14 protein-coding genes, 1 pseudogene and 1 riboswitch are annotated in these 15,148 nt (G+C 70.0%); of the genes and pseudogenes, 6 read left to right on the top strand and 9 right to left on the bottom strand.

From position 1 onward, the window contains the following. The first annotated feature begins 47 nt into the window (after nucleotides 1-47). The 5 genes from AB0N81_RS07110 to AB0N81_RS07090 all read left to right on the top strand — a co-directional run bounded on the left by AB0N81_RS07110 (nucleotide 48) and on the right by AB0N81_RS07090 (nucleotide 5,237). Nucleotides 48-389 (top strand): small secreted hydrophilic protein, encoded by a 342-nt coding sequence (locus AB0N81_RS07110; RefSeq protein WP_365356425.1) that lies wholly within the window; start codon nucleotides 48-50, stop codon nucleotides 387-389. Next, complete coding sequence (locus AB0N81_RS07105) at nucleotides 364-1,830, top strand: HAMP domain-containing sensor histidine kinase (protein ID WP_365356423.1); 1,467 nt, start codon at nucleotides 364-366, stop codon at nucleotides 1,828-1,830. Before AB0N81_RS07110 ends, AB0N81_RS07105 begins: the two co-directional genes overlap by 26 nt. Further along, nucleotides 1,827-2,489 carry a response regulator transcription factor gene (locus AB0N81_RS07100; RefSeq protein WP_365356421.1) on the top strand — a complete coding sequence of 221 codons (663 nt, stop codon included), beginning with the start codon at nucleotides 1,827-1,829 and terminating at the stop codon, nucleotides 2,487-2,489. The genes AB0N81_RS07105 and AB0N81_RS07100 overlap by 4 nt, the downstream gene beginning before the upstream one ends. Before the next feature lie 75 nt (nucleotides 2,490-2,564). Continuing rightward, nucleotides 2,565-3,977 carry an SLC13 family permease gene (locus tag AB0N81_RS07095; protein WP_365356420.1) on the top strand — a complete coding sequence of 471 codons (1,413 nt, stop codon included), beginning with the start codon at nucleotides 2,565-2,567 and terminating at the stop codon, nucleotides 3,975-3,977. Nucleotides 3,978-4,007: 30 nt separating this feature from the next. Further along, the gene (locus AB0N81_RS07090) at nucleotides 4,008-5,237 is read left to right on the top strand and encodes a glycerate kinase (protein WP_365356418.1); all 1,230 of its coding nucleotides are present in this window, start codon (nucleotides 4,008-4,010) and stop codon (nucleotides 5,235-5,237) included. Here the strand turns inward: AB0N81_RS07090 and AB0N81_RS07085 are convergent. The 6 genes from AB0N81_RS07085 to AB0N81_RS07060 all read right to left on the bottom strand — a co-directional run bounded on the left by AB0N81_RS07085 (nucleotide 5,186) and on the right by AB0N81_RS07060 (nucleotide 12,425). Then, nucleotides 5,186-6,559 (bottom strand): aminotransferase class V-fold PLP-dependent enzyme, encoded by a 1,374-nt coding sequence (locus tag AB0N81_RS07085; RefSeq protein ID WP_365356416.1) that lies wholly within the window; start codon nucleotides 6,557-6,559, stop codon nucleotides 5,186-5,188. The genes AB0N81_RS07090 and AB0N81_RS07085 overlap by 52 nt on opposite strands. Nucleotides 6,560-6,763: 204 nt before the next feature. Then, nucleotides 6,764-6,881, bottom strand: a riboswitch (SAM riboswitch). Nucleotides 6,882-6,976: 95 nt separating this feature from the next. Next, the gene (gene trpD, locus AB0N81_RS07080; protein ID WP_365356415.1) at nucleotides 6,977-8,041 is read right to left on the bottom strand and encodes an anthranilate phosphoribosyltransferase; all 1,065 of its coding nucleotides are present in this window, start codon (nucleotides 8,039-8,041) and stop codon (nucleotides 6,977-6,979) included. Between the two features lie 190 nt (nucleotides 8,042-8,231). Next, nucleotides 8,232-9,869: a cytochrome bc complex cytochrome b subunit gene (locus AB0N81_RS07075; protein WP_365356413.1), complete on the bottom strand. Its 1,638-nt coding sequence runs from the start codon at nucleotides 9,867-9,869 to the stop codon at nucleotides 8,232-8,234. Next, nucleotides 9,866-10,921, bottom strand: a complete 1,056-nt coding sequence (locus tag AB0N81_RS07070) for a Rieske 2Fe-2S domain-containing protein (protein ID WP_365356412.1) — start codon at nucleotides 10,919-10,921, stop codon at nucleotides 9,866-9,868. The genes AB0N81_RS07075 and AB0N81_RS07070 overlap by 4 nt, the downstream gene beginning before the upstream one ends. Continuing rightward, entirely contained in the window at nucleotides 10,918-11,727 is an 810-nt protein-coding gene (locus AB0N81_RS07065) for a cytochrome c (RefSeq protein WP_365356411.1), read from the bottom strand. The genes AB0N81_RS07070 and AB0N81_RS07065 overlap by 4 nt, the downstream gene beginning before the upstream one ends. A 77-nt stretch (nucleotides 11,728-11,804) precedes the next feature. Next, the gene (locus AB0N81_RS07060; protein ID WP_055566234.1) at nucleotides 11,805-12,425 is read right to left on the bottom strand and encodes a heme-copper oxidase subunit III; all 621 of its coding nucleotides are present in this window, start codon (nucleotides 12,423-12,425) and stop codon (nucleotides 11,805-11,807) included. 213 nt (nucleotides 12,426-12,638) lie between these two features. Between AB0N81_RS07060 and AB0N81_RS07055 the strand changes: the two genes are divergently transcribed. Further along, nucleotides 12,639-13,037 (top strand): hypothetical protein, encoded by a 399-nt coding sequence (locus AB0N81_RS07055; protein ID WP_365356410.1) that lies wholly within the window; start codon nucleotides 12,639-12,641, stop codon nucleotides 13,035-13,037. A 93-nt stretch (nucleotides 13,038-13,130) separates the two neighbouring features. Here AB0N81_RS07055 and AB0N81_RS07050 read toward each other — a convergent pair whose 3' ends face one another. From AB0N81_RS07050 to AB0N81_RS07040, 3 genes and pseudogenes are all read right to left on the bottom strand, one after another. Next, entirely contained in the window at nucleotides 13,131-14,378 is a 1,248-nt protein-coding gene (locus AB0N81_RS07050; protein ID WP_365356409.1) for an Ig-like domain-containing protein, read from the bottom strand. Nucleotides 14,379-14,520: 142 nt separating this feature from the next. Next, a complete protein-coding gene (locus tag AB0N81_RS07045) occupies nucleotides 14,521-14,919 on the bottom strand; it encodes a cytochrome c oxidase subunit 4 (RefSeq protein WP_365356407.1) in 399 nt (132 codons plus the stop codon). Then, nucleotides 14,916-15,148, bottom strand: a pseudogene (locus AB0N81_RS07040) (cytochrome ubiquinol oxidase subunit I); the annotation flags it as partial. The gene AB0N81_RS07045 and the pseudogene AB0N81_RS07040, both read right to left, overlap by 4 nt.

Here is a 15,148-nt window from a genome sequence, read left to right as displayed (position 1 = left end):
TCCGCGCCTCATCCTGGCGGCGCGGTACGTCGGCCACCCTCGCTGTCATGGTCTTCTCCCACCGCATGGCCGCCCTGGCCGCCGTCGTCGCGATCCCGCTCGGCATCGCCGCGACCAGCTACGCCCTGACGGACAACCCCGAGCAGCCCAAGGCCCCGCCCAAGGTGGAGCTGGAGAGCGGCTCTCCGTCCTCGGCGCCGGCCTCCCCCCGGCCCACCCCGAGCGACGAGAAGGTGTCCCCGCCACCGGTGAGTGAGAATCCCTCAAACGATGACAGCGGCAACGGCAGAGGCAACGGCAGCGGCAGAGGCAGCGACGACTCCGACGACGACGGCGGCGACGACAGCCGGGGTGACAACGACGATGACGGCCCCGGCGACGACGGCTGAGCCCCGGCGCCACTGGATATCCGCCCGTGTCCGCATCCTGCTGTGGCTGCTCGTCGTGATGGCCGTCGCGCTCACCGCGGTGGCGGCCACCACCCGTTCGGTCCTGCTCCGCGACGTCGACCACCGCATCGACCGGCTCCTCGCCCAGGAGACCGGTGAGTTCACCAATCTCGCGCGTGAGGGCGTCGACCCGCACACCGGCGAGAGGTTCACCGACCCCGACCCGCTCCTGCGGCTCTTCCTGTCGCGGCAGTACGCCGACCCCGACGAGGAACTCCTCGGCCTGGTCGGCCGCTCCGGCAGGGCGCCCGCCAAGAAGGAGCAGGCCCGCGAGCCGCGGATCGACCATCCGCTGGCCGAGGACCCCGCCGCGCTGAAGGCCGTCTTCGACTCCCCCGACGCGACCGGCACGCTCCACCGCGACCGCGGCGAGGTCCGCTGGGCGAAGGTGGAGATCGGGGCGAGCGGCGGCCACCCGGCCGCCGCGTTCGTCGTGGCCTTCCACCCGGAGGGCGAACAGGCCAAGGCCACCGACGTGTTCACCATGCTCCTCGCCATCTCCGGCGTGGCGCTCCTGATGACGACGGGCATCGGCTGGGCGGTCGCGGGCCGCATCCTCAAACCGGTGCGGCTGGTGCGGACGACCGCGGCGCAGCTCACCGAGCAGGACCTGACCCGCCGCATCCCCGTCCAGGGCCGGGACGACATCGCGGCCCTCGCCGAGACGTTCAACGGCATGCTGGACCGCCTGGAGCGGGCCTTCGCCGCCCAGCGCGAGTTCGTCGACGACGCGGGCCACGAGCTGCGCACCCCCATCACCATCGTCCGCGGCCATCTGGAGCTGATGGGCGACAGTCCCGGCGAACGCGAGGAGACCGTCCGCATCGTGACGGAGGAGCTGGACCGGATGAGCCGCATCGTCGAGGACCTGCTGCTGCTCGCCAAGGCCGAGCGGCCCGACTTCGTCACCCCGGAGCCGGTGCAGCTCGCCGAGCTGACCGCGGACGTCTTCGTCAAGGCGCGGGCGCTCGGCGAGCGCGACTGGCGCCTCGCCGAGGTCGCCGACACCGAGTCCGTCCTCGACGCCCAGCGCATCACCCAGGCGATGGTGCAGCTGGCCCAGAACGCCGTCCAGCACACCGTCCCCGGCCGGCGGGTGGGCATCGGCTCACGGCTGCACGCGGGACACATCGAGCTGTACGTCGCCGACAGCGGGCCCGGCGTGCAGGCGCAGGACGCCGCGGTCATCTTCGAGCGGTTCCGGCGCGGCACCGCGCGCCGCGGCTCCCGCGCGACCGGGGCGGGCCTCGGCCTCGCCATCGTGAAGGCCATCGCCGAGGGCCACGGCGGGCGCGTCGAGCTGCGCCCCACGGAAGGCGGCGGCGCCACCTTCGTACTCGTACTACCGCAGGGACAGCCGGAAGGGACGGCGCAGCAGTGAACCGCATACTGATCGTCGAGGACGAGGAGCGCATCGCCTCCTTCGTCGAGAAGGGACTGCGCGCCAACGGCTTCACGACCACCGTGGTCGCCGACGGCGAGAGTGCCCACGACTACGCCCTGACCGGCGGCTTCGACCTGATCGTCCTGGACATCGGGCTGCCCGGCAAGGACGGCTTCACGGTCCTGCGCCAACTGCGCGAGGCCCGCGTGACCACGCCCGTCATCGTGCTGACCGCGCGGGACTCGGTGCGGGACACGGTGGCGGGCCTGGAGGGCGGCGCCGACGACTGGATGACCAAGCCGTTCCGCTTCGAGGAGCTCCTCGCCCGGGTGCGGCTGCGGCTGCGCACGGCGGCCGGGGCGCCGGAGGTGACGGTGCTGCGCAGCGGGGAGCTCACGCTGGACCTGCGGACCCGCAGGGCGCGGTCGGCGGAGCGGACGGTGGACCTGACGGCGCGTGAGTTCGTGCTTCTGGAGCTGTTCCTGCGCCATCCGGGGCAGGTGCTCTCGCGGGAGCAGATCCTCTCCCACGTGTGGGGGTACGACTTCGACCCGGGCTCGAACATCGTCGACGTGTACGTCCGCGCGCTGCGCAAGAAGCTGGGCTCGCAGCGCGTTGAGACGGTGCGCGGGATGGGGTACCGGCTGCCGGAGTGAGACGCGGGGGCTCGGTGAAGCTCCTTTCATCTGCGGCTCATTGAGGGCTCACGGCGCGGCACCACGCTGAACGGCGTGACCTTGAACCTGCGGCAGGCCGTGACCCTCTGTGTGGCGCTCAGCGTCTGCGCCCTCCTGTCGGTCCCCGGGAACTTCCACGGGCTGAGCGGTGACGCCCGGCTCACCCTCGCCGTCTTCGCGCTCGCGACCTGTGCCTGGATCGGTACGCCGATCGACGACACGTACATCGCGCTCGGTGCGGGCCTCGCGCTCACGGCGACCGGGGTGATCAGCAGCGACACGCTGTTCGGCACTCTCGGCGACGAGACGGTGTGGCTGCTGATCTGCGCCTTCGTGCTCGCGGCGGCCGTGGCGCGCACCGGGCTGTCGGGGCGGGCCGCGGCCTTCCTGGTCAGCGGGGCGCGCGGCGTACGGCAGTTGACGCATCTGACGACGGCGGCGCTGGTCGTGACCGCGTTCGCGGTGCCGGCCACGTCGGGGCGCGCCGCGCTCGCGCTGCCCGTCTTCCTCGCCCTCGCCAAGGTCCTCGCCGACCGGAAGCGACTGGTCGTGATGCTCGCGCTGCTCTTTCCGACCGTCATTCTTCTCTCCGCGGTCGCGACCCTGATCGGCGCGGGAGCACATTTGATCACCGTGTCGGTCCTGTGGGAGGCGACCGGCGAACGGATCGGCTTCACGCAGTGGCTGCTGCTCGGCCTGCCCCTCGCCCTGATGTCATCCCATCTGGCGGCGGAGGCGGTGTTGTTGACGACCACGCGGCGCGCGGACCGCCGCGGCCCGGTCCGCATCACCCTCGACCAGCTCCAGGAGCACAGCGAGCAGCCCGTCACCGGCCCCTGGGAACCGGCCGAGACGCGCTGCGCCCTGCTGCTCGCCACCGTCGTGGCCCTGTGGTGCAGCGAGCCGCTGCACCAGGTGCCGCCCGCCGTCGTCGCGCTGATCGGCGCGGTCGTGGCCGCCTCCCCCGCCCTCGGCACCGTCGGCCTCAAGGACGCCCTCAAGACGGTCCCCTGGTCGCTGCTCCTGTTCATGGCGGCGACGATGGCGATGGGCGTCGCGCTCGCCGACTCAGGGGCGGCGAAGTGGCTGGTGTCGGGGCTGCCCCTGGACCTGTCCCCGTGGCTGTTCCTCACCGTGGTCGTCGCGGTCAGCACGGCCGCCCACCTCGTCCTGCAGTCCCGCTCGGCACGCTCATCGGTGCTGGTCCCGCTGGTCGTCGCGGCGGCCGCCGGCGCGGGCGTCAACCCGGTCGCCGCCGCGCTCGCCTCCACCGCGGCCGCCGGCTTCTGCCACACGCTGCCCGCCTCCGCGAAGCCCGTCACCCTCTTCGCCGAGATCCCGGACACCCCCACCTACACCCCGCGCGACCTGCTGCGCCTCTCCGCGGTCCTGGCACCGCTGACCGCCGCGCTCGTCCTGCTCTTCGCCGTGACGCTCTGGCCGCTGCTCGGCGTCCCCGTCCGCTGAACCCCACCCCTGAACCACCGGGAGACCGTCATGCTGACCCGTTTCGCCATCGCCCCCAGCGGCTTCAAGGAGTCCCTGTCCGCGAGCTCCGTGGCCGATGCCATCGCCGCGGGTGTACGCCGCGTCGTACCGCACGCCGAGACCGATCTGATCCCGCTGGTGGACGGCGGTGAGGGCACGGCCCGCGCGCTGGCCGCGGCGGGCGGCGGCCGCCTCGTCGCCCTGCCCGCCACCGGGCCCGTCGGCCAGCCGATCGGCACGCACTTCGCCCTGCTGCCCGACGGCACGGCGGTCGTCGAGATGGCGGCCGTCGCGGGCCTCTCGCTGGTGCCCCGCGATCTGCGGGACCCGGGCGCCACCACGACGTACGGCGTCGGCGAGCTGATCCGTGCCGCCCTCGACGCGGGCGCCCGCCGCATCCTGGTCGGCTGCGGCGACTCGGGCACGTCGGACGGCGGCGCGGGCGCCCTGCAAGCCCTCGGCGCCCGCCTCCTGGACGCGGACGGCTGGGAACTCCCCTTCGGCGGGCGCGAGTTGACGCGGTTGAGCCGGATCGACCCGACCGGCCTCGATCCGCGCATCGGGAACACCGAGATCCGCGTCGCCTGCAACCCCTTCAACGTCCTGTGCGGCGAGCGCGGCGTGGCCCGCGTCTTCGGCCCCCAGAAGGGCGCGACACCCCAGCAGGCCGAACGGCTGGCGGCCGCCCTGGAACACTGGGCGCACATCCTCACCAGGGACCTGCGCGTACGGTCCGACCTCTTCGGCGGACCCGGCACGGGCGCGTCGGGCGGCCTCGGCGCCGGGCTCGCCGCCCTCGGCGCCGCGCTGCTCCCCCGCTTCGACGTCCTGCTCGAACGGCTCGACCTCGACGAACGGCTCGCCCGCGCCGACCTGGTCATCACCGCGGAGGGCGCCCTGGACCACCAGACTCCGCGCGGCAAGGTCCCCGCCGAGGTGGCCCGCCGCGCGAAGCGGTCCGGCCGCCCGGTCCTGGTGCTCGCGGGCACGATCGGGGACGGCGCGCACACCGTCCGCGCGCTGGGCGTGGACGCGTACAGCTCGATCCTGCCCGCCCCGGTCTCGCTGACGGAGGCGCTCGGCCGGGGCGACGAGTTCCTCACCGACGCGACGGAACGGGCCCTGCGGATGATCCAGCTCGGGTCACGGCTGCCGGGCGGCCGGCCGACCGCGGGGCAGGCGGCGGCTCAGGCGGCGGCGCTGGTGTCCGGCACGCAACGCCCGTCCTCCGTGCGGTAGTTCCACCGCGCGCCGTCCGCCACCAGCTCCTTGACGGCACGCACGAAGCGCTCGACGTGCTCGTCCGGGGTGCCCGCGCCGAAACTCACCCGGATGGCGTTCAGCGACCTCTCGCCCGGCGCGGCCTCGGGGGCGCCGCACTCGCCGGGCTCGTCGGGCTCGCTGCCGAGGAGGGTGCGCACCAGCGGGTGGGCGCAGAACAGGCCGTCCCGTACGCCGATGCCGTACTCGGCGGAGAGCGCGGCGGCGAAGTGCGAGCTGTTCCAGCCGTCCACGACGAAGGAGATGACACCCACGCGCGGCGCGTCGTCCCCGAAGAGCGAGAGCACGCGCACGGCGGGCACCTCGGCGAGCCCCTCGCGCACCTTGCCGATCAAGTACTGCTCCCTGGCGACGAGTTCGTCGAAGCCCGCCTCGGTGAGCGCCTTGCAGGCGGAGGCGATCGAGTAGACGCCGATGACGTTCGGCGAACCCGCCTCGTGGCGGGCCGCGGTGTCGTGCCACTCCACGTCCACTCCGCCGTCCGCACGCCGTGCGACCTTGCGCGAGGCGCCGCCGCCCGCGAGGTACGGCTCGGCCTCCCGCAGCCAGTCGGAGCGGCCCGCGAGGACGCCCGAGCCGAAGGGCGCGTACAGCTTGTGTCCGGAGAAGGCGACCCAGTCGACGTCCAACTCAGCGACGGAGACCGGGTGGTGGGGCGCGAGCTGCGCGGCGTCGAGGACGATCCGGGCGCCGTGGGCGTGCGCGGCGGCGGCCAGCTCCCGCACCGGCCACAGCTCGCCGGTGACGTTGGAGGCACCGGTCACGCACACCAGGGCGGGCCCGTAGGGGTCGCGGTCGGCCAGTGCGCGCTCCAGGGTCTGGACGGCCTCGTCGGGGGTGCGCGGCGCGTTCAGGTAGGTCACCCGGGCGTCGCGCCACGGCAGGAGCGAGGCGTGGTGCTCGGTCTCGAAGACGAAGACCTGGCAGTCGGCGGGCAGGGCCGCGGCCAGCAGGTTCAGGGAGTCGGTGGTGGAGCGGGTGAAGACGACCTGGTCGTCCTCGCGGCAGCCGAGGAACTCGGCGACGGCGACCCGGCTGTTCTCGAACAGGTCGGTGGAGAGCTGCGACAGGTACCCGGCGCCGCGGTGCACGCTGCCGTAGTACGGCGCGTACGCCGCCACGTCGTCCCACACCCGCTGCAGCGCGGGTGCGCTCGCCGCGTAGTCGAGCGCGGCGTAGCTCACCTCGCCGCCGGTGACCAGCGGAACGGTGACGTCCCTGCCGAGGACCGGCAGCGGGGCACAGACGGAGGCGTCGACGGCGACGGCGGAAACAGACATGGCGAACTCCCGTGAGAGGCAGGTGAATTCACCGCGCCGGAGCTGCGTCGGAGCTGTGTCCGAGCTACGTCGACGGCGCGGGAGAAGAGTGCAAAAGGGTGTGCGGAGGCGGGGCGTGAAAGCCCTGTCACATTCGCTTGCTCACGAGACTGCTCCCTCGATGACCAGGACCCCTGGGCTGTGTCAACTCGAAAGAGTGCGAGGGGTCCGCGCTTGCCATACGCCTTGCTGCGTACGACCTGGTCTTCACCCGGGGCACCCCGCCACGGACGGAGGGTTGCCGGACAGCGGGCCGGGGCCGTAGTCGCTGTCACTCATGACCTGTGCAGCATCCTGCCACACGATCTTCGACGCGCAAGGCGCAGTCCAGAATCCGGACTGCGCCTTGCGTCACATCGTCGGGCCCGAGGGAGCCCCTCAGCGGTTGCTGGCGGCCACCCAGCGCTCCAGGGACTTCTTCGCGGCCCCGGAGTCGATCGCCTGCGCCGCCCGTGCCATACCGGCCCGGATCTGCTCCGCCAGCGGCGCGTCGGTGGGGGCGAGGGCGACCAGCGCGGCCGCCGAGTTGAGCAGCACCGCGTCCCGCACCGGCCCGCCCTCCCCGTCGAGGAGCCGCAGCGCCACCTCCGCGTTGTACGAGGCGTCGGCGCCCCGCAGCGCCTCGACGGGCACCAGGTCGATCCCGACGTCGCGGGGGTCGAAGGCCTCCTCGCGCACGGCGCCGTCCCGCACCACCCAGACGCGGGACGTGGACGTCGTCGTCAGCTCGTCGAGCCCGTCGTCGCCGCGGAAGACGAGGGACGAGTGGCCCCGCTCGGCGAAGACGCCCGCCACGATGGGCGCCATCCGCGGGTCGGCGACCCCGACCGCCTGGGCCCGCACCTTGGCCGGATTGGTGAGCGGGCCGAGGAGGTTGAAGACGGTCCGGATGCCCAGCTGGCTGCGCGCGGCGCCGGCGTGCCGCAGCGCGGGGTGGAACTTCACGGCGAAGCAGAACGTGATGCCGGCCTCGTCCGCGACCTCGACGACCCGCTGCGGGGTGAGGTCGAGGTTGACGCCGAGCTTCTCCAGCACGTCGGAGGCGCCGGACGCGCTGGAGGCGGCGCGGTTGCCGTGCTTGACGACCTTCGCGCCCGCTCCCGCGACGACGATCGCGGACATGGTCGAGATGTTGACGGTCTTGGCGCCGTCGCCGCCCGTGCCCACGATGTCGACGCTGGGGCCCGGTACGTCGATGACGTTGGCGTGCGCGTACATCGCGCGGACCAGACCGGAGATCTCCTCGACGGTCTCGCCCTTGGCGCGCAGCGCGACCACGAAGCCCGCGATCTGCGCGTCGGTGGCCTCGCCCCGCATGATGCGGTCCATGGCCCAGGCCGTGTCGTCGGCGCTCTGGTCACGGCCTTCGAGCAGGCCGTTCAGTACGACGGGCCAGGAACGGTCCGCCGCGGTGTCGCCTCCTGCGGGGGTCACAGCGTTCATAGCCGCTCCTGGTCTTCGTCTGCTCATGCGTATGTGGAGAACACCCCGGGAATGCGGGGTGGGACCACCCTATCCAGCCCCCGGGGACGGCAAAGAGCCCCGTCCATGCAATGGACGGGGCTCTTGCCGTGGCGACCATGGGCGTCCCCCGCTCGAGCGAAGCCGAGAGTGGGGGAGGTCAATCAGGTGATCAGTGGTGGCCGTGGCCGCTCGTGATCTCCTTGTACTCCTCGGCGGTGGGCTTGGGGATCTGGCTGTCCTCCCCGTAGTAGCCCTTGGAGAGCTTGGCCCGGAGCTTCTGCGAACCGGACACCTTGCGCTCGACACCGTTCTCGTCGACCTTCGGGCCGAGTTCGAGCGGCTTGTACTGCTCGTGCGCGGTCAGCGTGTGCAGCTGGTCCTTGCCGAGCGGCTCGTGGACCTCGATGAACTCGCCGTGCGGCAGGCGCTTGATGATGCCCGACTCGCGGCCGTGCAGCACCTTGTCCCTGTCGCGCCGCTGGAGACCCAGGCAGATCCGCTTGGTGACGATGAAGGCGATGACCGGTCCGACGAAGAAGCCGATCCGGACGAACCAGGTGATCGCGTTCAGCGACAGGTGGAAGTGGGTGGCCCACAGGTCGTTGCCACCACCGACCAGCATGATCATGTACGCCGTGATCCACGCGACACCGAAGGCCGTACGGGTCGGTGCGTTGCGCGGGCGGTCCAGGATGTGGTGCTCGCGCTTGTCGCCGGTGACCCACGACTCGATGAACGGGTAGACCGCGATCGCGGCGAGGACCAGCGGGAAGATCATCAGCGGGATGAACACGCCCAGGACGAGCGTGTGACCCCAGAGGTTGATCTCCCAGCCCGGCATCACACGGATCAGACCCTCGGCGAAGCCCATGTACCAGTCGGGCTGGGCGCCGGTGGACACCTGGTCCGGGCGGTACGGGCCGATGGCCCAGATCGGGTTGATCGAGGCGACCGCCGCGATGACCGCGATGACACCGAAGACCAGGAAGAAGAAGCCTCCGGCCTTGGCCATGTAGACCGGCAGCAGCGGCATGCCGACGACGTTCTTGTTGGTCTTTCCGGGGCCCGCGAACTGCGTGTGCTTGTGGTAGAAGACCAGGATCAGGTGCGCCACCATCAGGCCGAGCATGATGCCCGGCAGCAGCAGGATGTGCACCGAGTAGAACCGCGCCACGAAGTCGCCGCCGGGGAACTCCCCGCCGAACAGGAACATCGACAGGTAGGTACCGATGACCGGCACCGCCAGGATGGCGCCCTGCATGAAGCGGACACCGGTGCCGGAGAGCAGGTCGTCCGGGAGCGAGTAGCCGGTGAAACCGGTGAACATGCCCAGGAAGAACAGCAGGAAGCCGAAGAGCCAGTTGACCTCACGCGGCTTGCGGAACGCACCCGTGAAGAACACGCGCATCATGTGCACGAACATGCCGGCGAGGAAGATCAGCGCCGCCCAGTGGTGGATCTGCCGGATCAGCAGACCACCGCGCACATCGAAGGAGATGTGCATGGTCGAGTTGAACGCCTCGGACATCAGCTGACCCTGCAGCGGGATGTAGCTGCCGTGGTACTCCACCTCGTTCATCGACGGGTGGAAGAACAGCGTCAGGTACACACCCGTGAGGATGATGATGATGAAGCTGTACAGGCAGATCTCACCGAGCATGAAGGACCAGTGGTCCGGGAAGATCTTGCGCATGTTGGCCTTGGCGAGGGAGAAGATCCCCAGCCGGCCGTCGGCCCAGTCGGCGACGCGCTCGCCGGCGGGCGCTTGCTTGCGCTGTTCGTTGGAGGAAGTGGTGGTGGTGCTCATCCGCGCTCCCAGAAAGCTGGACCGACGGGCTCTTCGAAGTCGCCGAGCGCCTCGAGGTAGCCCTTTTCGTTCACGCCGATGCGCAGCTGCGGCAGGGCGTGGCCAGCCGGGCCGAAGATCACTCGGGCACCGTCGGAGAGATCGAAGGTGGACTGGTGGCACGGGCAGAGGACGTGGTGCGTCTGCTGCTCGTACAGGGAGATCGGGCAGCCCACGTGGGTGCAGATCTTGGAGTACGCCACGATGCCTTCGTGCGACCACTCCAGCTCGCGCTTGTCCTTGATGTTCTCCGGCTGAATCCGGACGATCATCAGGGCGGCCTTGGCGATCTGGGTCTGGAAGTCGTGGTCGTGCTCCGACATGCCGTCGGGCATGGCGAAGGTCAGCGACCCGACCTGCACGTCCGCGGGGCGCAGCGGCTCGTTGGTGTTCATGTTCAGGAGCATCTTGCCCTTGGCCCACTTGGTGTGCCGGAGCTTGTCCTCCGGCAGCGGACCGAGGTCACGCAGCAGGACGACTCCGGACAGCGGGACCAGGGCCAGCGCGCCGAACATCGTGTTCCGGATCAGCTTGCGCCGACCGAAGCCCGACTCCTCGGCGCCCTGCCTGAAGTCCGCCATGACCTTGGCGCGGACCTCGGGCGTCGCCGCGATCTCGTGCCGCTCGTCGGCCATCTCCACGTCGGACATCAGGGTGCGGGCCCAGTGGACCGCGCCCGCGCCGATGAAGAACAGCGCCAGGCCGAGCGTCGTGCCCAGGGCGAAGTTGAGGCCGCTGATGTGCCCCATCGGCCAGATGAACACGCTCTTGTCGGCCGGGATCGCCACGTACGAGGCGATGAAGCCGACCGTCGCGATCATCGACAGGGTGAACATGAACGCCACGGCACGCTCGGAACGCCGGGCGGCGGCCTCGTCGATGTCCTGGACGCGGTGCTCGTGGGGCGGCAGCCCCGGGTCGGCGAACGGGTTGTCGTCCGTGGTCGCCACCGAGCCGTGCTCGGTCTCCTGCTTGCTGGGCAGGTTCTCTTCTGGAATCTCTTGGCTACTCATGACTTCTTGGCCTTTGCGGTCCGAGCGGCGACCCACACGGCGACCGCGATCAGCGAGCCGAGACCGAAGATCCAGCCGAAGAGGCCTTCACTGACCGGACCCAGACCACCCAGCTTGAGACCGCCAGGGCTCTCGGTCTTCTCACCGTTGACCGCGTCGAGGTACGCGATGATGTCCTTCTTGTTCTTCTCCGGCATCGTGGTGTCGGGGAAGGACGGCATGTTCTGCGGGCCGGTCTGCATGGCCTCGTAGATGTGCTTCGGGGAGACACCTTCGAGCGACGGCGCGAACTTGCCGTGCGTCAGCGCGCCACCTTCACCGGTGAAGTTGTGGCACTGGGCACAGTTGGTGCGGAACAGCTCACCGCCCTTGGCGATGTCCGCTCCTTCCGGGCTGTACTGCTTCTCGGTCGGAACCGAGGGACCGGCACCCAGCGACGAGATGTACGCCGCCAGCTGGTCGATCTGGGCCTGGTTGTAGATGACCTTCTTCTTGGGCGCCTGGGCACCTGGCTGCTGGAGCGGCATGCGGCCGGTGCCGACCTGGAAGTCGACAGCGGCGGCGCCCACGCCGACCAGGCTCGGACCGTCGGAGGAGCCCTGACCGCCGGTTCCGTGGCAGCTGGAGCAGCCCACGGCGTAGAGCTTCTTGCCCTCGTCGATGGCGAGGGACTGGGCGGTTTCATCGGCCTGCGCCTTGTCCGCCGGCGCGAACGCGGCGTACAGCCCCCCGGTGGCCGCCAGCGCGAGGAGTAGGACGACGACCGCCGCCAGCGGATGGCGTCGTCGTGCGGAGAGCTTTTTCACGGATTACCCCGGTGTCAGGATCTTCTGCGTCGATGCTTCTGGAATGTTTCGGATACGTCGCGTGAGCGACCTGCCGCTTACTTGATCATGTAGATCGTGGCGAAGAGGCCGATCCAGACCACATCGACGAAGTGCCAGTAGTAGGACACGACGATGGCTGCGGTCGCCTGCTCGTGGGTGAACCTCCTGGCCGCATAGGTGCGTCCAAGGACCAGCAGGAAGGCGATCAGGCCGCCCGTCACATGCAGTCCGTGGAAGCCGGTGGTCAGGTAGAAGACCGAGCCGTACGGGTCCGACGAGAGCGAGAGGCCCTCGTGCTTGACCAGCTCGGTGTATTCGTACACCTGACCGCCGATGAAGATCGCACCCATGATGAAGGTGACGATGAACCACATCCGGAGCTTCTTCACATCACCGCGTTCAGCTGCGAACACGCCCAGCTGACACGTGAGGGAGGAGAGCACCAGGATCGTGGTGTTCGTCGCCGAGAACGGGAAGTTAAGGGCCGAGGCCATTTCCTTCCAGTGATCAGGACCCGTCACCGATCGCAGGGTGAAGTACATCGCGAAGAGGGCCGCGAAGAACATCAGCTCGGAACTCAACCAGATGATGGTTCCGACGCTGGTGAGGTTCGGTCGATTGACCGGCGGGTGCGCGTGCCCGGTATCTACTGTCGTTGCTGTCGCCACGACCGACATTATGTCGGTCGCTTATCCCGCCCTCACCCCGGGGGGTGCCGTTCGGAGTGTCTACGGTCTGTGTCCTGCCCGGATGGCCCATCGGAGGCCTGTCCGAACCGGTGTTGACGGGGTGTCGGGAGGAGTAGCATCCGCGCATCGGTTCCCGATCCCATGACGGCACAGCTCTGCTCAGACTGCTCACTGCTCGACGTACCGACGTATGGAGGAACAATGCAGCCGACCGCCACGGTGCTGGTCTACAGCGACAACTCGAGCACCCGCGAGCAAGTGCGGCTGGCCACCGGCCGCAGGCCGGCGGCGGACGTTCCCCAGGTCCAGTTCGTCGAGTGCGCCACACCGCACGCCGTCATCAAGGAACTCGACCAGGGCGGCATCGACGTCTGCGTGCTGGACGGCGAGTCGGCGCCCGGCGGCATGGGCATCTGCCGCCAGATCAAGGACGAGGTCTTCCAGTCGCCGCCCGTGCTGCTCCTCATCGGGCGCCCGCAGGACGCCTGGCTGGCCACCTGGAGCCGGGCGGAGGCCGCGGTGACCCTGCCGGTCGACCCGGTGGAGTTCGCGGAGGCCCTGGCCGCCCTGCTGCGCACGAAGACGGCCGTGGAGGCCTGAGAGCGCCCGAGAACGTGACGAGGTGTGCGAGAGGGGCCCACGCTGTGGTGTGGGCCCCTCTCGTGCGCCTCTGACGGCCTCTCTGGCGGGCCGCTAGACCCGCGGCCGCAGCCTGGCCGCATCGGCCGCCGCGGGGCCTTCCCTGGTCCCGGTGAGCAGCGCGCTGCCCTTGCGCCACGTCTTCCAGCCCATGTTCCAGTCGCCGAGGCCGTTGCCGAACGTCGGCATGTCCTCGCCGTTGCTGTTGATGACCGTGACGAGGTCGCCCTGCCGGACGGTCTCGTAGAACCAGGCGGCGTTCCCCGTGCTCATGCCGGTGCAGCCGTGGCTGGTGTTGGCGGCGCCCTGCGAACCGACCGACCAGGGCGCCGCGTGCACGTACTCGCCGGAGTCGGTCACCCGTGTCGCGTAATAGACCATCTTGTCGTAGAAGTCCGACGCGCCGATGCTGGCACTGGTCATGCGTACGGAGTACTCCTTGCCCAGCACCACCTTGACGCCGTTACGGGTGGAGTAGCCGGGCTTTCCGGTGGTCACCGGGATGGAGTTGATCTCCTCGCCGTTGCGGTAGATCGTCATCCAGTGCGAGGAGGCGTCCGTGACGGCCTCGATCCGGTCGCCGATGGAGAGGTTGAGCGGCTTGGAGTCGCCGCCCCACAGCTTGTCCTTGATCTTGAGGCCCTCGAGGTTGCTCGAGACGTTGACGGTCGCGCCGGTGGGCCAGTACTCCTTCGGGCGGTAGTGCAGCGTCTCGCCGTCCACCCAGTGCCAGGCGCCCTCGACAGCGGGTACCGAGCGGACCTTGAGGGCGCGTTCGACGATCGCCCTTGCCTCCTTGCCCTTCACCGGGGCGCTGAGGGAGGCCGTGACGGGCTGGCCGACGCCGTACTTGCCCGACTCGGGGCCGAAGGTGACTTTCAGCCGCTTCTTCTTGTCGGGCGTGTCGGTGTCGAAAGTCATGATCTTGCGGCCCGGTGAGCCCTCGTCGTCCTCGGTGCTCACCCGCACGGTGTAGTGGGCCCCTGCCGCGAGCGGCGTGGTGCTGTGCCACCGGGCGCCGTCGGCCGAGAGTTCGCCCGCCACGTACCGCCCCATCGCGTCGGTGGCCGTCACGTCGGTGATGCGCCCGTCCTCGCCCTGGGCCGTGACCTCCAGGGGCTTGTCCGGGTCCGCCTTCTGACTGCCCACGGGGCCGTTGAAGGCGATCTGGCCTGCCGCGTCGTACGGCTTCGCCGAGAGCGGGTGGCCGTCGGAGGTGCCGCATGACGTGGCTCCCGCGCCGAGGGCGGTCACCAGCACCGTGCAGCTCAGTACCGTGCGGATTCGCGGAGAGTGGCTCATAACCACACGGTATGAAGGTTCATCAGCTGCGGCGCGCCGAGTGACCCGTTCGTGGGACGGCGAATACGCCCGAAGGGCCCAGACGCTCCTCTCGGAGTGTCTGGGCCCTTCGGGTGCGCCGGGAACTACAGACTCACTGGAGTCACTGGGTCTGGTTCTCGCCGCGGTAGTACTCGAACACCCAGCCCCACAGGCCGATCATGATGATCGGGGCCGAGAAGTACAGCAGCCACCAGCCGAAGACGACGCCCATGAAGGCGAGCGCGCCACCGACGGCCAGGGAGAGCGGCTGCCAGCTGTGCGGGCTGAAGAAGCCCACCTCGCCGGCCTCGTCCGCGACGTCGGCCTCCTTGTTGTCCTGTGCGGAGGCGTCGACACGCCGGGCCGTGAAGGCCAGGTAGTAGCCGATCATGATGCACAGGCCGAAGGCCAGGAAGAGCGCCGTGGTACCGGCCGGCTCCTTCGACCACACGCCATAGACGATCGCCATGGCGAGGACGAAGACGCTCAGCCAGATGAACATCTTGCCCTGGATCTTCACTTCGCGGCCTCCTTGTCGCCGCCGAACAGCGCGGTGTCCTTCTGCCCGTCGTTCTCGATGTGGCCGAGCGCCGCGATCTCAGGGTGGTGCAGGTCGAACGCCGGCGATTCCGAACGGATGCGCGGCAGGGTGAGGAAGTTGTGCCGCGGGGGCGGGCAGGACGTCGCCCACTCCAGCGAACGGCCGTAACCCCACGGGTCGTCGACCTCGATCTTCTTGCCGTACTTGG

The sequence above is a fragment of the Streptomyces sp. NPDC093510 genome (genome assembly GCF_040683555.1).
GTDB lineage: Bacteria > Actinomycetota > Actinomycetes > Streptomycetales > Streptomycetaceae > Streptomyces.
This window is presented reverse-complemented; position numbering and strand designations above follow the sequence as displayed.